This is a genomic window from Caballeronia udeis, from assembly GCF_001544555.2.
GTDB classification, from domain to species: Bacteria; Pseudomonadota; Gammaproteobacteria; order Burkholderiales; family Burkholderiaceae; genus Caballeronia; species Caballeronia udeis.
In genome coordinates this window covers 182386-201635 of the sequence record NZ_FCOK02000007.1, presented here as the reverse complement: position 1 = coordinate 201635, position 19250 = coordinate 182386, and the positions used below count along the sequence as shown (strand labels likewise).

At 61.4% G+C, this 19250-nt stretch carries 14 protein-coding genes; 6 read left to right on the top strand and 8 right to left on the bottom strand.

What is annotated here, in order from left to right:
• Nucleotides 1–180, top strand: a 180-nt coding sequence (locus AWB69_RS49225; protein WP_231937018.1) for a hypothetical protein, incomplete at its 5' end; no start/stop codon positions are given.
• Between the two features lie 247 nt (nt 181–427).
• Here AWB69_RS49225 and AWB69_RS08045 read toward each other — a convergent pair.
• From AWB69_RS08045 to AWB69_RS08010, 8 genes are all read right to left on the bottom strand, one after another.
• A complete protein-coding gene (locus AWB69_RS08045) occupies nt 428–2827 on the bottom strand; it encodes a polysaccharide biosynthesis tyrosine autokinase (RefSeq protein WP_062084048.1) in 2400 nt (799 codons plus the stop codon).
• Between the two features lie 33 nt (nt 2828–2860).
• Complete coding sequence (locus AWB69_RS08040; RefSeq protein WP_062084046.1) at nt 2861–4174, bottom strand: polysaccharide biosynthesis/export family protein; 1314 nt, start codon at nt 4172–4174, stop codon at nt 2861–2863.
• 887 nt (nt 4175–5061) lie between these two features.
• Entirely contained in the window at nt 5062–5796 is a 735-nt protein-coding gene (locus AWB69_RS08035) for a Crp/Fnr family transcriptional regulator (RefSeq protein WP_062084044.1), read from the bottom strand.
• A gap of 581 nt (nt 5797–6377) precedes the next feature.
• Nucleotides 6378–8882: a glycosyl hydrolase 2 galactose-binding domain-containing protein gene (locus AWB69_RS08030; RefSeq protein WP_062084042.1), complete on the bottom strand. Its 2505-nt coding sequence runs from the start codon at nt 8880–8882 to the stop codon at nt 6378–6380.
• Nucleotides 8883–9059: 177 nt separating this feature from the next.
• Nucleotides 9060–10019, bottom strand: a complete 960-nt coding sequence (locus tag AWB69_RS08025; RefSeq protein WP_231937025.1) for a DUF1839 family protein — start codon at nt 10017–10019, stop codon at nt 9060–9062.
• 74 nt (nt 10020–10093) lie between these two features.
• A complete protein-coding gene (locus tag AWB69_RS08020; protein ID WP_062084039.1) occupies nt 10094–11134 on the bottom strand; it encodes an amino acid--[acyl-carrier-protein] ligase in 1041 nt (346 codons plus the stop codon).
• 3 nt (nt 11135–11137) lie between these two features.
• Nucleotides 11138–12436, bottom strand: coding sequence for an acyl-CoA dehydrogenase family protein (locus AWB69_RS08015; RefSeq protein WP_075643875.1), 1299 nt, complete (start codon nt 12434–12436; stop codon nt 11138–11140).
• Nucleotides 12433–12684 (bottom strand): acyl carrier protein, encoded by a 252-nt coding sequence (locus AWB69_RS08010; protein ID WP_062084037.1) that lies wholly within the window; start codon nt 12682–12684, stop codon nt 12433–12435. The genes AWB69_RS08015 and AWB69_RS08010 overlap by 4 nt, the downstream gene beginning before the upstream one ends.
• A 358-nt stretch (nt 12685–13042) precedes the next feature.
• Here AWB69_RS08010 and AWB69_RS08005 point away from each other — a divergent pair, with 358 nt between their 5' ends.
• The 5 genes from AWB69_RS08005 to AWB69_RS07985 all read left to right on the top strand — a co-directional run bounded on the left by AWB69_RS08005 (nt 13043) and on the right by AWB69_RS07985 (nt 19188).
• The gene (locus AWB69_RS08005; protein ID WP_062084034.1) at nt 13043–13573 is read left to right on the top strand and encodes a GNAT family N-acetyltransferase; all 531 of its coding nucleotides are present in this window, start codon (nt 13043–13045) and stop codon (nt 13571–13573) included.
• Nucleotides 13574–13701: 128 nt separating this feature from the next.
• Entirely contained in the window at nt 13702–15387 is a 1686-nt protein-coding gene (locus AWB69_RS08000) for an O-antigen ligase family protein (protein WP_063977765.1), read from the top strand.
• A gap of 116 nt (nt 15388–15503) precedes the next feature.
• A complete protein-coding gene (locus tag AWB69_RS07995; RefSeq protein WP_062084100.1) occupies nt 15504–16697 on the top strand; it encodes a glycosyltransferase family 4 protein in 1194 nt (397 codons plus the stop codon).
• A 173-nt stretch (nt 16698–16870) separates the two neighbouring features.
• Nucleotides 16871–17989 (top strand): glycosyltransferase family 4 protein, encoded by a 1119-nt coding sequence (locus AWB69_RS07990; protein WP_062084098.1) that lies wholly within the window; start codon nt 16871–16873, stop codon nt 17987–17989.
• A gap of 92 nt (nt 17990–18081) precedes the next feature.
• On the top strand, nt 18082–19188 hold the full coding sequence (locus AWB69_RS07985) for a glycosyltransferase family 4 protein (protein WP_062084032.1): 1107 nt from the start codon (nt 18082–18084) through the stop codon (nt 19186–19188).
• Nucleotides 19189–19250: the final 62 nt, after the last annotated feature.

Genomic DNA, 19250 nt, shown 5'->3' with positions numbered 1-19250 from the left:
CAAGCTCATAACGTTTTATTCTGGCCTGCTGCGAAGCCGGTCTTTAACGCCTTGCACACAAAAATACTGACAGTTCCCGTGCCGCCACGCACATTGGCTAATAGTGATAAAGAAAACAGCTCACTCAGGCAGACCGCTAACCTCAAAAGCAGCAACCCGGCACTGACTCAGAACCGCTAACGCTGGAACCTGGCAACCCGGCATTAACTCCGACCGCTAACCCCAGAACCTGGCACCGCGGCATACACCCCGACCACTAACCTAAGTCCGCCAAAAACCCCAACCCCGTCCACCGGCGCGAGCGAACCCCCAATTGGTGAGCGAAAAACCAATTGAAAACGCCCGCTTGCGCGGGCGTCGAAAACACTGGCAGCCTAACTGGCTATCTCATCTCACAACAAGCAAAACATCTCCCCCCAGAAATCCCTCAATGCTGGACATCGGCAGTCAGCGGATCGCTCGTATATGTATAGGCGTAGGCATAATCATAAGTGCCCTTACGTCCACCGCTCCTGGCTGGCATCGCATTCAACACCCCACCCACAACCCTCGCATGAGCTCGCTTGAGTTTCTTCAGCGAATCAGCAATATTCTTTTCCGAGTGAGCACCCGAACGCATGACCAGCACAGTAGATCCAGCCAAACTGGCAATGACAGCCGCATCCGGCACAGCAAGCAATGGCGGTGTATCAACAATAACCAGGTCAAACTGCTTCTCAAAAGCCTGCAGCAGCGAAGCAAACCGTGCCGACGTCAGAATCTCCGACGGGTTAGGCGGATGAGCACCCGAACCAATAAAGTGCAACCCATGCACGCCCGTTTCACGAGCAGCCATCTCGAAGTCGGTCTGCCCGGTAAGCAGCTCAGTAAGCCCGCCGTGCGATGACCGCCCCAGATACTGAGCCAGTCGTCCACGACGCAAATCCGCATCGATAAGAAGTACCCGCTTGCCGGACTCAGCCAACAGCGCAGCAAGATTGGCAGACAAGAAGCTCTTGCCATCCGACGGCGCCGGACTCGTAATCGCAATCACCCGATTAGGCGCATCAACAAGCGCGAACTGCAACGTCGCCCGAAGCCCGCGAAGCCCCTCAATTGATGTATCAAACGGATGTGTCGTCGAAAGCAAAGGCTGCGTGGCACTGCGTGAAGCCGGCAATACAGTCGCGTTCTGCATCGCCATTGCCACCTGCTTCTTCGCAGTAAGGGCCGGCGTCAAATTCACTCCGTCGCCCACCGACTGCGTGCCCAAACGCCTGGCGCCATTCGCCGTCCCCTTCGCTGCGGGCAACGCAACCGGACGATCAAGCCGCACACGGTCCAGCCGGGCTTGCTCGGCACTGAACGGAATGGCGCCGAAGATCGGCAGGTTGAAGCGGCGTTCAACCAGATCCGGATCATCCACACCGGCAAAAAACGCGCGTCGCACAAAAGCAAACACAACACCCGCGATCACACCAAGCAAACCACCCGCGGCAATGATCAACGCTGCCTTGGGCTTGACCGGCTGCGAGGGCACGAGCGCCATATCGATGATATGCACATTGCCCACCGTCCCCGCGCGGCTGATCGACAATTCCTGTGTCTTGTTCAGCAAGGCAACATAGATTTCGGAGTTGACCTTCGCCTCACGTTGCAGCGAAACAGCCTGACGCTCCGAGCCCGGCAACGTCTTGAACTGATTCTCGAAGCGCGACTTCTCTACATTGAGCGCGGCAAGTTGCGCATCGATTGCACGAACTTCGTCGGCGCCATCGGTAAAGCGCTGCAGCAGTTGAACACGCTGCATCCGCAGTGCCGCGATCTGGCGTTCATAGTCAAGTCCACCGGACAAATACGTCTGCGCTTCCTGCGTAGGCTGGAACGAACCGGCAGCGGTCTGGTATTGCGCCAACGCGGTTTCACTGGCACGCAACTCGCCGCGCACTCGCGGCAGTTCGTTGTTCAGGAAGGTCAGCATGCGGTTCGCTTCTTCCTGTGCCCGCTCCGTACGTTGCTTCAAATAGGAAGCGGCTACCGCATTTGCCACTTCCGTAATGAAGATCGGCTGCGCGCCGCTATACGAAATCTGCACAATGCCCGTGTCCTTGCCTTTCTCACCGACCTGCAGGCCGGCGCCAAAAGCCTGCACGGCTTCGAGCTGCGAGGCACGCGTGACGTAGAACTCCGTGCCGGGTCGCGCAACCAGCTGGCTCACCATCAGCGTGACACCGCTACCCGTCGCGAGGGAACCGGCGTGGCCCTGGAGCAGTTCGTGATTCTCCGCATCGAGCAACTCGAAGCGGCCTTCACCCAGCGCACGCAACGTAAGGCGCTGATCCTGCAAGATGGTCGGCACGTCCACCGAGTCCACCTTGAACTCTTCTCCACCCCAGGCATACGAATCGAAACCGAACAGGGCAGGCAGGGGACGGCCCTTATGCGCGAACAGCGACGTTACCCGGCCAATCACCGGCATGACATTCGAGGACGTGCCGAAGTTCAGCTTGAACTGCTCAACCACCGGGTCGATCACCGCACGGCTCTTGATGATCTCGATCTCGGCGTCCGCATGCAGTGAACCAGCACTCGGCATCAGCGCCGCGGCAAGCGATGCCTGCGCGCTGTTTGGCGCATTGGGGCTGGGCGTTTCGACCTGCACCAGCGCGTCTGCGGAATAGACCGGCGTTGACAGCTTCGCATACAGGATGGCAGCCAGCAGGATACTGAGCGAGATGCCCAGCACCCACCAGATCTGGTCGACAATCATCCGCACCAGATCACGCAGGACGAACTCTTCGTCCTTGGACGGTGTAGGCGAATGCTCCAGCATTTCATAAGTACTCATGTCGCACTCCAGGCGTAACAAGTGACACTCGTGTCAGCGGGTGGTTTGTATGGTGTAGAACAGGGTCTGGATGGTCGGCGAGATCTGCTCGAGCACGCGATTGAAACGAGCGGCGCTGGCAACCTGCACATAGATCACGTCGCGCGGATGCAAGTCGAATTGCGTCATCAGCATCAACGCATCCACCTGCGTCATGTCCAGTTTGTACACGTTCAGATCAAGCGGCCTTGCCGCCGCCGCCACGCTTCCATCTGCAGAGGTAATGGCCGACGTCTTGAGCATGCCGCCCTTCGCGAACTGCTGGTCCGAGCCACGGATCACGTAGATCATGCGCGGATCGGCAGAGTGAGGATCAATGCTGTTCGCATTGGCGAGCGCGTCGGCCAGCGTCAGATGACCACGGTTCATCGGCACGGTCTGCGGTTTGGTCACTTCGCCAAGCACGAACACACGGCTCTTGGTGCGATCCGGTATATCGATGATGTCGTCATCCTGCAGCAACACGTTCTGCTGGATGTCGCCGCGATCGAGCAGGGCGGCGACATCGACTGCGTAGCGATGACCATCGCGCGTGATGCCGACGTTCTGCAGGTCGGCATCAGCATTCGCGCCACCCGAGCGGTTGATCGCGTCGATGATGGACAACGGCACGTCGGTGATCGGCTGCGACGAAGGCTGCTTCAAGTCACCGGTGACCTGGACCTGCTTGCTGTAGAAGCCGGTTATGCGCACGTCGAGCTGTGGATTGCGAATGGTCTTCGAAAGACTCTTGGTCAGGGTTTCCTGCAGTTCCTGTGCGGTCTTGCCAACTGCCTGTACACGGCCTACGCGCGGAAAGAAGATCGTGCCGTCGTTAGCTACGCGCACGGTCACACCGCCGGCTTCCGGAGCGTTCGTGCCACCCGTGCCGCCTGCTGCGCCAACGGCCGCGCCGCCGCTCGCTGCTGTGCCGCCGAGGGTTGCCGCGGGCAACGGCGGGATACCCGCTGCGCCCGTGCTCGCCGAGATGCCGGAGGAGCTGAATTCGGGGTGGTCCCATACCGTAACGCTGATCTGGTCATTCACACCAATGTGATACGCGTACAGCTTGCGTGTGTCCTTGGTGAGGCAGGTCAGCGGACATACGCTCGCAAGCGTTGCTTCGCTCATGCGCGGATGGGTCTCGAAGTACATGACGTCGATAGGCTGGACGTGATACTTCACGTTGGCCTGGGCGACGCTTTCCGGTGATGGTGTCTGGTCCAGCCGGTCGGTATCGAGAAACGGTCCGGGTGCAATAGCGCAACCGGTAAGCGATGCTGTGAAGGTCGCGCCAACCAGCAGTGATACGAGTAGTTTGATGTTCATATTAGTGGTCCTCGCGTTACGGATACGCCGAAATTCCCTCAGCGCAAAGTCTCCTGCCCGTCACCGCGCAGTGCGCGTAAAGGGTGCTTCCCGTGCATGACATGAGCGCCTTTGCAGCTCCGTCCCGGTTTTGCTCGCGACTGGGTTTCTTCCCCGGTCCACCCATCGCGGCAACCACTCGAGACAACAGCTAACGCTCCCCGCCTGACTATCGGGCGGGTGTTCACACAGGAAGAACCACAGGTTGAAAGGCCCGCGGCAGGAGAACCACGTACCTTCGAAAAAAATCTGTATTGACTATGTTTCTCTACAGCTCGGCTTTATTTCTGCTTACCACTTATATCGTCCGGGCTACTCGGACTTGCCTTCCGTGAAGGTCAAGGCAGAGGCGCATCTGGCTGTTCGATATGACATCGTGGCGTTTTCGGCAGGGTCGGTAAGTGCGCTTGCGCACGTCCGGGTCTTACTTCACACAAATACTTCTTGCATGGGACCAGGTGCCCAGCTCTTCAATTCAAATGTTCTTCAATTCAAATGCTCTTCGGATAATCGGCAATTCAGCATGCGCGACTTGGAAGAAGAAATATTTAAAACGTCTGCAACGAATGCGGACGTGCTACTACAGGTCGATGCAAAGTCGAACGCTCACGATTGCAGGAAGGGGCGGGTACGCGGTCGGCCGGGATGGAGGTGAACAGTTGCCGGAGAATCCGTTGCGCGGGCTTTTGCGATACGGGAAATTCCACCCTGCCTGATGTCCATCCAGACGCTCCAGCTACTCCGAACCACGAGGCCGATTCGCCAATAGCGCCCAAGGGTCGCATCGAGACAAAGCGCCGCACGCTTGAGGCCATGGCCTGGCTCCTTCACTGCACCATGTCCCGCGTTCAGTGAACCGCTTCAGCCTGATGCAGACGCGGCAGCAGCCGGTCGAATTCGCGCTTGACGATGCCGTAGCATTCGCATGCACGCGACTCGAGGCCTTCGCGATCCAGGACCTTGATACAGCCCCGGCTGTGATGGATCAGGCCGGCGTCGTGAAGCTTGCCTGCGGCTTCCGTCACGCCTTCACGACGCACGCCGAGCATGTCCGCAATCAACTGCTGCGTGACTTGCAACTGGTTCGACGTGGTGCGATCTATTTCGATGAGGAGCCAGCGGCACAGTTGCTTGTTGAGCGAGTGGTGGCGATTGCATGCTGCCGTTTGCGCAACTTGCGTGAGGAGGGCTTGCATGTACAGCAGCATCAGGCGGCGCAGAAAGTCCGAGCGGCCAAACTGTTCACGCAGTGCGGAGGCGCTCATGCGATAAGCGAAACCCGGGCATTGCACCTGGACACGCGTCGGCATGGTTTCGCCGCCAGTCAGTACCGGCACCCCGGTCATGCCTTCGCGGCCGACTGCTGCGATCTCTACCGAACCGCCGTCTTCCATCGTGTGCAGCAGGGAGATGATGGCGGTGGTGGGGAAATACACGTGATGAATGCGTTGTCCCGAATCGCACAGCAACTGGTCGGTGCGAAGTTGAACCAGTTCAAGATGCGGGGTAAGTGCTTGCCATTCGTGCGCGGGAAGCGCACCCAACAGATGATTGCCGTGCAGGTCGGACTGAAGGGTCAGCATGATGTTCTTCTCTCGTAACTTTGCGCATTGCGCCTTACTTGTTATTTACCGGTCAGCGATTCGTATCGTGGATGCATCTGACGGCATCCATCGAAACGTGTCGCGACCAGCCCCGTAAGCAACCCGGCATCGTCGTTTAGTTGAATTTGTTTTTCGACGGTGCCGGTGCTGCGAGACTCATTTAGCGAGGACCGTGCCAGCAATGCGTTTTCTCAATGCCATCATGGCGTCGTGCTTCAAGCGCGATGAGCGCGAATCAGCAGATGGATATTTTTGTTTCACTCTTGAACATGGCGTTAGTGGACAGGCTCTAATGATGCGATTGATGCAGCGCACGCTTTCGTCTGCGCAATGCCTTGCTGGTGGCCCATGCGAGTTTTTTTCGGCATGTGCAAAGCGACCCCGGCGATTGATGCATCGAGGGGTTGAGTGACCATTCGTCGGTTGTTTTAAAATTGATTCAGAACTGTTCCATCAACTTCGTGTGCTAGCGAACGCAGTTGCTTCGCAGGACCGCTTGACAAGCTTGTACAGCCTGATGGAACACATGCCGCCTTGCTCAGCGTGGCCCGTTAGGTACGCTAGTATTGAATTGAAAACGTTGCGTTGAGTGCACGAACCTCGCCTTTTGGCGGATGAGAAGTGTTGCACCGGCGAGCAATCAGCGCGATATGACGCTCGCGGCCGGGTGGAAGATGGAACCAGTCGAGCGTTGCGCGATAGTGCGGATCGACGATATGAACCCAGCGTGCCAAACGTTTGGCGCTCACTACCAGCGTCCAGTTCTCGTCGCTGGTTTGCTCCACGCGAACCTCGAGTCCGAGATCGTGGTGCTGCGTGCAGGCACGTTCGGGGAAGTGGAATGCTTCGGACAACACGGCACCGCTGGACTTGTCACGCAAGGTAATCACGGTGGCGTCGTGGGCGCGCGGACCGAATCTATACGCGTAGGTGAAGTCGAAGAACTGGCCGAGCAGGTCTGAAGCCGCGACGCGCGCCGTGCTGCGCGCGGCGAGTGTTACGTCTTTCGACGCGCTGGCCACTTTCGTTACGCCGTCACGAAGACACACGAGTTCGAGATGAGCTTCGATAGCTACCGCGGTTTCGTTGATCAAATGCACATCGAGGCCGTCAAGGCCCTCGTCGGTGATGATGGCTGCTACGGGGCGCAAAACCTGCGCGAGACCGTGCCAGGCGCTTTTGGGCGCTCCCAGGGCATCAATTACGCCCCAGCCAGCGCCCGGACGCAGGTCCTGCAACTGCCAGACAATTCCTCCAGCGCACGACGAGCCATGACGGCGCCATTCCGAGAAGACCTCGGTCATGACCTCGGCCACGACCGCGCGCGACAAGTCGAGATAACGCTCGGGGTCTTCGTATCGAAGGCGGGCGGGATCGACCTGGTAGAGCGTACGCAGGTAGTACTCGCGCACGTCGTCGAAGTCCCAGCCGGCGCCGGGGTCTCGCGGCACGGCGGCTTTCCAGCGCGGCTCATGCGGCTTCGATGCAAGCGGCACGGCGTTGAGGGCGACATCGTCGGGGACGTTGGCGAACGCCAGGCATTCGCTGGCGAACCGGACACTCGCACGACGCGCGTCTTCGAGCGGCCGCTGGTAAGCGCCCACGCCGTAGTAATGCGTGACGCCCGCGCGCGCGGCGAACGGCCACGCGGTGGCGCCGGCCTCACTTGTGGGCACGCTCGGCGAGTTCATCACGTAAGGGACATCAGGACGCAACGCGGCCACGATCGACGGCAACTGATGCGTGAATAACGTTTGCGCGCGCAACTCGGGCGGCAGGCCAAGCATGGCCCCTTGCTGGTCGGCTTCACTGCCGCCGCATAGAACGCCAAGCGATGCGAAGCGCCGCGTGCGCGACAGGAATTGTTCGGCTTCCAGCTGGACACTGGCCGTGAAGGCTGCATCCGTCGGATAGTCGAAATTCGCAAATGCAAAATCTTGCCAGATCAAAACACCGTATTCATCCGCCAATCCATAGAACGCATCGGACTCGTAGAGCATCGTGCCGCCCACTCGCAAGAGGTTCATGCCGGCGTCGCGGGCGAGCTGGAAAAACGTTTGCGCCTGTTCACGCGACCCGCTGAGCGACACGAGATCCGCCTGCGTCCAGCATGCGCCGCGCGCAAATATTGGCACGCCGTTTACCACCAACTGGAAGCCGTCGCCCTCCGGGCCGCGGTCTACGCGCAGTTCCCTGAAGCCGATCCGCCCAAGCTCGATCACTTCATGGCCGGCAAATTCGAGCGCGACGCGATGCAACGCCGGCTCACCGTGCGTATGCGGCCACCAGCGCGGCGCATCCGGAACCCGCAACGTGCCCGCAAGCGTTTGCGCATCGCGCCATTGCAGCGTTATCGACGCATTGTTGCAAACAAGCCGCCCGGTCTGTTCGTGTTGCGGATGGACAAACCGGAGCGTCAGGTGAATCAGGCCGTCGTCGCCATCGAGGCTCGAATACAGCTCCACGCGATCGATCGACGTGGCCGATTCCCCGAGTAATTCGACCGGCCGCCATGGGCCTGCCGCCTGGATCGGCGGGCACCAGCCGGGCATGTGGCCAAGCAGGGTTGTGCGCACGTTGCGCAGCGTGGCCGGCTGCGCAAGCCTCGGCCGCCAGCGCGCGCGGGTACGTTTGGCGCCAAGCGCGGCGCTCAGCGAGCGGAAGCAGAGATAGAGCGTGGCGTTGCCATTGAGATGCAGGTCGAGATCGTGCGCGACGAACATCGAATCGGAATCGAGCAGTTTTGTATCGTCGAGCCAGACTTCCGAAAGTGTTGCAAGTCCGTGCATGCGCAGCCGGCGCAGCCCTTTTTCGGATAGGACCAGTCGATACCAGTGGTCATCAAAAGCGAATGCCGGCGGATTTTCCAGATCGAGCTTGCCGGCTTCTCGCCACGCCGATGCAACCGTGCCGGGCACGGGTGCGGCAAGCCATCCTTCAGCACTAAGCGCCGCGGGCGTGGCATAGGCGCCGGCACGCGTGGTGACGCATTCCCAGCCCTCCGACAACAGGCGCGGAAAGTAAGCGGATGGCGAAACACCGGGCGCGGGCGACGGGACGCTCATGGCGGTTTCCTCGAATGGCGTTGTAACGTGGCGTCGAGGCGACCCACTCTTATAGCGTGTAGCCGGCGCGCGGCTCTGGACGCGTCGCTGCTACCTTGTTTTCGGCCGGCCGGGCTAAAACTTTAAGTCCGGCCGAACGGGACGGGGCCAGTGATCGGCGACCGTTCCAACCATTCCCTAGCGGATCAGTGCGGCAAGCGGCTCCACGATTTTGTCGTAGGACTCTTCCAGCACATCGAAACACTCATGACAGGGATCGCGCCGTCCACGTGCAATCGCCCGCACCAGCCGGAACTGCATCACCATCGACTCGGTCGCGATGCGTTGCGCGGCGGTCGGCATCTCGTCGGGGATGGCGAATCCACGCTCGCGCATCCAGACGAGGTATCTCGACAGGAACTCGAAGTTCGAGCCGAGTTGCCGCATGAGGTTGAAGGTGTACAGGTGGAAATGGTCCGAACCGCGCTCGAACAGCATTTCCAGGTGCTCGGGGAAAGCCGCCCGCCATTGCGAGATCGGATTGCGCGCCGGACGCCGCTGCAAATGCGCCACGAGCAGATCCGCCGATGCTTCCGCCAGTGCCGTGCCGCTCAGCGGCGGCCGTGCGCGCTTGCAGAACTCCACGTACGGAAACAGGAGCTCGGGGCGGCCATCAAGTTCCGGCAGCCGGCGAAACACGCCCTCATAGTCCTCGCCGTCCAGCACGAAGTAACCTGTGTTGTGGAAATAGCCAAGCCTGCGCGAGCGCGGATCGATGTAATCCACGCCGATGGTCGTCTTCGTGTGGTCGCGCCGGTACGACGTTGCGCGCGTGTCGGGCAGGTAGAACGCATCGACTTCAGCCAGCACCGTATGGCCGCGCTGGGTCTGCGTGCGCACACGGTCTTCCAGTGAATCGTAGATGGCCAGTTCCTGGACCTGCAGACCGTAGAGCTTGTCGAGGTCTTCCAGCGGAAACTTGAAGAAGGTGAACTGGTCGCCCTCGAAGTCCTGCGTGACCGTAAACGCAAGCGCTGCGCGCGGGTCGAGTCCATAGCCGTGCAACAACTCGATCCACAGATCCACGTAGCAATTGGTTTCCGCCCAGACCCGTTCGCCCTGATGCAGCGAGTGCGACTGGTGCTTGCGCACGCGCATGTTGGACGGGTGCAGTTGCACGACTCGGGCGCGCTCGCGGCTGGAATCCGTTGCGCCGCTGCTATGGACGGCGGTCATGAGAGTGCCTCGAGCCCGGCGCTGATACGCGACTGCGTATCCCCCCAGAGGAACTCGCGCACGTCGGCCGGCCACGCTTTGACATCGAGGCCATGATGGCGGAAGAGGGCAAGCGTCGTGCGTTCCATGCCGAAACCGACGCAGGCGGTATGCGCCAGTTCACCGTTCGCCTGGGCGATCTTCCAGATCTCGCCGAAGTGTTCCATGTGATAGTTGAACGACAGGCAGGCGGTCGGCCGGTCAGGCGTTGCAACTGGAATCAGCAGTTCGAATTTCAGTTGCTGGGCGCGCTGGCTGTCGGCCACGATCTTGCCGCCGCGGCCGAAGAACGGATCGTTGGCGAGATCGATCTCGAACGGCAGGCCGAGCATTTTCACGAGCAGCGAACCCCGCTCGATCCATTTCTGACGGAAGTCCATGACTTGCTGCGGGCTGCCGAGGCGTACGTATTCCCGCATCCGGAACATCTGCATGCGGCCCGGATCAATGGACGGTTCATGGCGAAAGCAATACGCAAACACGTCGACAGTCGCACCGTCCTCAGCCAATGCGCCACGCTTGGCGACGGTCGGGTAGATGGGGTAGCAGGCAGCCGGTGTCAGGACCAGGCGGGTCGGTTTCTGCTGGTCCATCCATTCGTCGGTGCGTTCTTCCTCGCCTACGGACACGGTCTTTTCGAGCGCTTCCAGCAACCGGTGGTGACCCCGGTCATTGCCCTGGAACGAGTGGATCGTGCCGGCGAGATCGGGAAAGCTCTTCAGGTATTCGCTGTCCTCGAAGTCGTGGCGGCGCATGGCGGGCGGGAAGCGCAGCACTTCAGCTTCCTGGTCGGCGCCGAGCAAGGTGATCGCGTTGTTGAGGCGGTCGATGATGTCCTCGAATACCTGGCTGCGGCCATACAAGCCGTCTTCGCCCGTGTCGATCAGGATCCCTGCTTCAATCAAACGATCCCGCAACGTGATATCCGAAGCGTTGTAGGCGGATGCTTGTTGGGCATCGGCGGCTGCGATGGCCGCGTGTTCCGTTACCGTGTTCATGTCCTAGATTCTCCCCGTAGCCGGCGTGCGCTGCGCAAGCAGCAGGTTCGCCGTGTTTAATTGGATGCGGTCGTTGCTGATCATCAGCGGTGCTGAGAAAAGATCGCGCAGATGACGCCCGACGCTGTAATCGGTGTTGTTCTTGTAGCCCGCCATGCCACAGATCATCAGTGTCTCCTGCACGACCTGCAGCGCAGTGGACGAGATGCTCAGCTTGAGCGTGTTCATGTCCGAAGCAAGGCTCAGGGACGCGCCCAGGGGCGTATCGAAATCGCAAGCCTCCTGTGCATCGCGCGCAATGCGCTCTGACGAGGCTTCGGTTGCGGCATCGAGTGCGACCTTCAGGCGTGCCTGCATCATGCGCAACTGCGCGACCGCGTCAGCGAGCCGTCCCGCCGAAGGAGGCAAGGCACCGGGCTTGCCACGCGCCTGCGCACGGAAGAACTGGTGTGCGCGGTTCACGGCGTCGGCGGTAATGCCGATCCATACCGACGCCCACAATGTATGCGAGACCGGCAGCATGGACTGGTCGGCGATCTGCGCGAACGGCACGGGCAGGATCTGCTCGGCGTGGCCCACGGCGACGAGCCGGAAGCTTTCGCTGCAGGTGCCGCGCATGCCGAGCGAGTCCCAGCCGCCGCGCTTTTCCAGCACGAGCGAGTCGCGCGGGGCAACGATCAGGACCTGGTCCGAGGCGCTGGCCTCCGGGCTGCGGCGCGCGGTGACCAGGATGCAGTCAGCGTGCTCGCCATACGAGATGGTCGGCGCGAGCTTCTCGATCCTGAACGCGCCATCGACCAGTTCGACCGCACAGGCGCTGGTGCGCATGTTGCCGCCAATGGTCTCTTCGGACGTTGCAGAGGCGAGCAGCCATTGCTCGTCCACCAGGCGCGCGATCATCTCGCGTTGCCACGGGACCGCGTTGCCCTGGTCGACGATGCAGGCCACCTGGCTTTGATGCATCGCATACACCATTGCAGTCGATGAACACGCACGGCCCAGCGTTTCACAAATGCGCGCGACTTCGGCAAGCGTCAGGCCGGCGCCGCCGAGTGAAGCGGGGATCATGGCGGACAACAGGCGCTCGCGGCGCAAGGCCTCGAAGGCTTCGACCGGGAAACGCGCGTCGCGATCGACCGCGGCGGCATGGAGTGCAGCGACTTGCGCCACGCGGCGGGTGGCGGCGAGCCATACGGGCTCAGCCGACGCTTGCCGGACGTCTTCCACGATCTGTGCTGCCGCGACCGCGGCTTCTTCGGCCTTCACTGTTGCAAGGACGGCGACATCCGTGGAGGCGTTCATGCTGCGGCCTGCGCCTGTTGCAGCTCGGTCACCGCGGCGGCGAGCGAGTCGATCGACGAAAACAGGCGGCGCGTGAGCATGCGGTCGGGGATCTCGATACCGAACTCGTCTTCAACGGCGAGCATCAGATGAACGGTGGCAAGCGACGACAGGCCGGCGGCGTAGAGGTCGGCGTCATCGGCGAGCGAGTCAGCGGGAACGTCAAGCCGGGCAGATTCGGTAAGGATGCGGCGCAGTGCGGATTTCATGTAATAGCCCCCCAAAGAAGCGTCACTAAAGGTGTTTCACCTAGGACCGGCCGCAGCCGCTTGATATCGGCTTGGTCGCGTGACCGGAACCGAACTGGTCATGCAATCGGCGAGCTGGCGCACGTTTGTTTTGAAGCCTGGAGTCTTGTCCCGTGTGGGCGGGTTTCTGGCTCTTGGTTCCAGGCTCTTTCTCGCGGCAGTTCGTCATTCGCCGATTGCGGTTCGGTTGACCGTATTTAACGGATTAGCAAGGGGTTGCGTCGGTGCGATGCCGCACGGAAGTTAAGTGGTCAACGACTTAAGGTATGAACATCGAACAAGCCGGTGTTGCCGGCGTTATCTGGAGCAGGACCGGCACATGAACTGGAAAGCACTCGACTTCGAGCAAATCACCGCACGGGAGCTGTATTTGATCCTGCGGGCGCGAAGCGCTGTGTTCGTTGTCGAACAGTCCCATGTGCATCTGGACCCGGACGGGCGCGATGAAACGTCCGTCCACGTATTTGCAGTCGATGACATCTCGCGGCCGATGCCTGTCATGGCCTACGCGCGGTTGCACGAGGGCAGCGCGGGGCCGGCGGAGGCCGGCGTGGTCATGGTGGACAAGATCCTCACGAGCCCGCTACGGCGCGGTGACGGCACGGCTGCGGCGCTGATTGCACGGGTGCTTGCGGCAGCGGGCGAGCGGTGGCCCGGGCGCGGTGTCCGCTTGCTGGCGCCGGTGAGCTTGCGCGGTTTCTACGAAGCATTCGGATTTCGCAAGGATCAGGGGCCGTTTGTCGAGCGCGGGGTTCGCTTGATCGGGCTGATACGCAAGAGCCGTCATAACGGCCGGACGAGCCCACATGCCGGCGAAGCGGATTTCGTCGACACGGTCGAAGAAGTTTGAAGTTGTTCAGAAATACTTAGTTTGCAGGTGCCTAACGTCGGCATTAGACGTTTCCAAATGACACAGAGGACGCGAGTGGCGTGCATTGCACGAACACGACGCCGACCTCTCCTTCACAGGATTTAACGATGTCGAGTGTTTCGATCACGAATGGGCGAGACAAGCCAAAGGACGGGCGCGTCGAGACCTGGAAGACGCCGCGGATGGCGCAGCGCGAGAAGAGGGCGTCCAAGCCTGCATCGTCGCCGGCAGCAAAAGCGGCTCGCGCGGCGAAGCTCGCGGCCGATGCCGCGGAGTTGAAGCAGCGTGAGGAATTGAGCCGCCGGCGCCGCATGATGATCGCGCCGCTGGCTTTTGCCGCGCTCACGGGGTTGTTGCTCGTACTGCATCAGAGCCGCGTGCTGGAACTGTTCTATCCGGCGGGCGCTGTCGTGGTCGCCGCGATTCTCTACAAACGTTCGCCCGCGCACTATCTTTCATTCGTCGTGTGGCTGTTCTTCCTCACGCCGGAAGTGCGGCGCCTGTCCGACTACTTCAACGGCACGTTCAGCGACCGCAGCCTCATCATGCTCGCGCCGGTGATAGCGGCCGCGCTGTGCGGCATGAACCTGCTGACCCATTTCCGCGTGCTGATGCAGCGACGTGCGATCCCGCTCACGCTCATCGTGCTCGGCATCTTCTATGGCTATGTGATCGGTATGGTGGGCGCCGGGATTGCGGCTGCATCCTATACGCTGATCTCGTGGCTGTTCCCGGTGCTGATCGCGTTCCACATCCTGGTGACATGGCGGCAGTACCCCGAGTATCACCGCACGATGCTCAAGACCTTCGTGTTCGGGGGCTTCGTGATTGCGGCGTACGGCGTGTACCAGTACGTCAGCCCGCCGCCCTGGGACGCGTTCTGGCTGGTGCAGTCAGGCATGATCTCCGAGGGCGTGCCGCTGCCGTTCGGCATGCGGGTCTCCAGCACGATGAATTCGTCGGGTCCGTTCGCCATCGCGATGATGGCGTGCCTGCTGATGACGCTCGCCGCGCGCAACAAGATGGCCTTCCTCGCGGGCGGCCTCGCCGTGCCCGCGCTGATCGGCACCATGTCCCGCAGCGTAGTCGGCGGACTCGCTATCGGGCTCGTGTACCTGTTCGTCATGCTCGACGGCCGTAGCCGCTTGCGCCTGGTTGGCGGTGTCGCGGTGATCGTGCTGCTGTGTTCGCCGGTCGCCATGATCGATGAAATCTCGGACAAGGCGATGGCGCGCTTCTCCACGGTGACCCAGCTCGACAACGACTACAGCTATCAGGTTCGCACCGAGATCTACGACCACTTCCTCTCCGAGATGACCACCAATATCGCGGGGCAGGGTCTTGGCATGACCGGTCTCGGCTCGAAGCTCTCGGGCGATGGTTCGTCGAATAACGTCGATTTTGACAGCGGCCTGATGGAGGTGCCGTACGTGCTCGGATGGCCCGGTACGCTGCTCTATACGGCCGGGCTGCTGATGCTGATACTGCGCGCGTTCGTTGCCAGCTTCGCCAGGAAAAGCGACCGCTTTGCCGTGGCCGGCGCGGCTGCGGCGTTCGGCGTGCTGGCCATGATGGTGTTCGTCAACACGCTGATCGGGTCGGGCGGCATGTTCTTTTTCATCGGCGTGATGTTGCCGGTTACCGGCTGGCGTTATGCACGCGAGATTCAACAGCCGGCGGCACGCGCGGCCGCCGTTCGTCCGGACGCCGCGGCTACGCCAGACCAGGCAACGACAGGAACCGTGGCGCAGCGGAATATCGCACTGCCCTCCAAGCTGAAGCTGCGCACATGAGCGCCGTCGCCGATCGGCCCAATCCGCATAGCCCGCACAGCCCGCACAGTCAGCCTGCGGGGCCCGGCCAGGCACCGGACAGCACGGCAGAAGACTCCGTATCCAACGAGGACCGCATGAATTTGCTTATCGTTACCCATACCGTCGGCCGTAACGACGGGCAAGGGCGCGTCAACTACGAGGTCGTCCGGGCGGCGCTTGCCGCGGGCCATTCGGTCACGCTGCTCAGCACCAAGGTCGACGAAACGTTGAGCCGGCATCCGCGCATCACCGTTGTCCGCGTGCCCGCCAGCCGGGTGCCGACGCGTTTGCTCCAGTATCAGGTGTTCGCGTTGCGTGCCGCTGCGTGGATCCGTGCGCATCGTGATGAATTCGACGTGGTGCAGGTCAATGGTTTTATCGCGTGGACGGGTTCGGACGTGAACGCCATCCACTTCGTCCACACCGGCTGGTATGAGAGCGGCTATTACCCGTTTCGCCTGACCGGCGGTTTGTATGCCGCGTATCAATTGTTGTTCACGCGGCTCAATGCGTGGTGCGAACGCTGGGCGTTCAGGCGCGCACGCGTGCTGGTGCCGGTGTCGGAGAAAGTGAGTTCGGAACTGGTATCGCTCGGCATGTCGCGCGACAAGATCCACGTCATCCATAACGGCGTGGACAACGTGGAGTTTTCGCCGGACCTGTCGCAGACATCGCAGCGCGAGCGGTTCAAGTTGCCCGAAGACCCGTTCATGCTGCTGTTCGCCGGAGACCTGCGCACCGCGCGCAAGAACCTCGACACGGTGCTGCGCGCGCTCGTGAAGTGTCCGTCCAACGTGCACCTGGCGGTGGCCGGGGGCGTGGAGAACAGTCCGTATCCGGCAATGGCGGCCGCGCTCGGTGTTGCCGATCGCGTGCATTTCGTCGGGATGATCCGCGATATGCCCACGCTGATGCGTTGCGCCGATGCGTTCGTGTTCCCCTCGCGTTACGAGGCCATGAGCCTTGTGCTGCTGGAGGCGCTTGCGTCCGCGTTGCCGGTGATTACCGTGCACACGACCGGCGGTGCGGAGGTGGTCACACAAGAGTGCGGCATTGTCCTCGACGATCCCGACGATGAAATTCCGCTTGCCAAAGCCATCTCGCTGATTGCATCCGACCCGCTGCGAGCCCGCGAAATGGGACAGGCGGCTCAGGCACTGGCCGCGACGTTGTCCTGGCAGACCATGGCGGCGCGCTATCTCGCGCTGTTCGAAGATATTGCAGGAACACGCAAGGCCGCTCGCCGAAACCCGCGTGCTGCCCAAGAGACTGTATCGGTGAAAACATGAATACCGCCATCAAATCAATGACCACGCGCGCAAGCACGACCACTTCCACTACGGACCGCGCGCTCAGGCCGACCGGGGTGAACAAACCATTGAATCAGGCTTCGGGCAATACTGCGAGCGCTGCGTCAAGCCCGACGCCAAAGCCGCGGACCATCGACTCGCTGCAGATCGGCATGAACTGGTTCGACGAGCGTCCTGGTGGCCTCGACCGGATGGTCGCCTCGTTGATCGAGTCGCTGCCTGCTCAGGGCGTCACGGTGCGAGGCCTCGTCGCGGGAAGCGAAAACGTGCGGACATCGACTCACGGCGTGGTGACGCCGTTTGCCGCACCCGATGCACCGTTGGCGAAGCGCGTAATCGGCTTGCGGCGTGCCGCGGTCGAACTGCGTAACGCCCGTATGCCCGACGTGGTTGCCGCGCACTTTGCGCTGTATGCCGCGCCTGTGCTCGGCAAGTTCTCGCGCGTGCCGAAGGTGATTCACTTTCATGGCCCCTGGGGCGATGAGTCGGCACATGGCGCACGCGGTCAGGCGAATGTGATGGTAAGGCGTGCGGTTGAACGGCACGTGTATCAGCGCGGCAAACTGCACATTGTGTTGTCGCAGGCTTTTGGCGACGTATTGCACAAGCAGTATGGCGTGAAGCCGCGGACCATTCGCATTGTGCCGGGCTGTGTCGATGTCGATCATTTCAGCTCTGACATTGACCGGCGTGCCGCACGAACGGCGCTGGGGCTTCCGCAAGACCGGCCCATGCTGTTCTGCGTGCGCCGCCTTGTCTCGCGTATGGGCATCGAGGACCTGATCGACGCCATGTTCATCGTGCGCCAGAAAGTGCCTGACGTACTCCTGACCATTGCCGGAAAGGGGCCGCTGATGGCGGCATTGCAGGCGCGTATTGACTATCGCGGCTTGTCGCAGCATGTGCGTCTCGCGGGTTTTGTCGCCGACGAAGCGCTGCCGCTCTGGTATCGCTCGGCTGACGTGTCGGTGGTGCCGACAACGGCGCTGGAGGGCTTCGGCCTGACCACCATCGAATCGCTCGCAAGCGGCACGCCGGTGATAGTGACGCCTGTGGGCGGATTGCCTGAAGCGGTCGCTCCGCTCAGCGCGGAACTGGTGCTGGAGTCGGGCGGTTTTCAGGCGCTGGGGGCCGGGCTCGCCGGCGCGCTGCTCGGCAAGCGGGTCCTTCCCAGTGAAGCCGAATGTCGTGCGTATGCGCGCTCGAACTTCGACCTGCCTGTGATCGCGGCGCAGACGGCTGCGGTGTATCGCGAAGCCATCGACTCTTAATGAATGAGAGAGCAGTAACCGGTAGTCACCAGCAAGAAGAAAGAAGGGCTCCGGCGCCCCAGGCGCCGCTCAACCTCGAACCAGACCTAGTCATGAAAATCGTTCACCTGGCCACGCATGCGCAATGCATCGGCAACGGCACCGTCAACGCGATGGTCGATCTGGCGTGCATGCAGGCACGCGCTGGACACGACGTCGCAGTTGCTTCTTCGGGCGGCGCCTTCGAACCGTTGCTGAGGCGTCATGGCGTTACGCATGCGCTGCTGCAGCAGTCGCGCCAGCCCTGGCGCGTGCCGGCCATGATCGCGGGGTTTGGCAGGTTGATCGAGCGCTTCAATCCCGACGTGGTGCACGCACACATGATGACCGGCGCGTTGATCTCGCGCTTCGGCAGCATGCGTCGCCGCTTCGCGCTGGTGACCACCGTCCATCACGATATCCAGAAAAGTGCTTCGCTGATGCGTTTCGGCGACCGCGTGATCGTGGTGAGCCACGCCGTAGGCGACGCAATGCTCGAACGAGGCGTGATGGCCGACACCTTAAGTGTTGTGATGAGCGGAACGATGGGTTCACCGCGTTTTACCGGACGGCAGATGCCGCGTCCATTGCACTTGCAGCATCCGAATGTGGTGTGCGTATCAGCTATGTTCGAGCGCAACGGCATTGCCGACCTGCTGCTCGCGTTCGCGCATGTGCTGAAGACGCAGGATGCGCAGCTTTATCTGGTGGGAGATGGCCCTGATCGCGGATTGATGGAAGGGCGGGTCGAACAACTTGGCATTGCGAAGCATGTCCAGTTCACGGGATTCGTCGCCTATCCCCGTGCGTATCTGGCTGAAGCCGATGTCTTTGTATTTGCGGCGCATCAGGCGCCCGGGCCGCTGGTGATCAGCGAAGCGCGGGAGGCGGGTTGCGCCATTGTCGCGACGAAGGTGGGCGGCGTTCCCGAGATGCTGGAAAACGGCACTGCCGGTGTGCTCGTTGCGCCCCAGGAGCCGATGCAACTGGCAGCCAAGGTGGGATGGCTGCTGATGGATTCACCCGTGCGTGCGCAATATGCCGCGCGTGCGAAGCGGGATCTCGAGCGTTTTTCGGTGCAGCGCGTGTGCGCTGAACATCTTGCGGTGTATGAGCAAGCAATTTCGCAGCGTGAAGAACGGCAGAGCCGGCCGTCGACACGGGGAGCGCCGGTAGCGTGACGGGGTTGCCCGATCGGGCATTTTTCGTGGCCGTTGCTGTAGATGAAAAAACGGCGACCAGG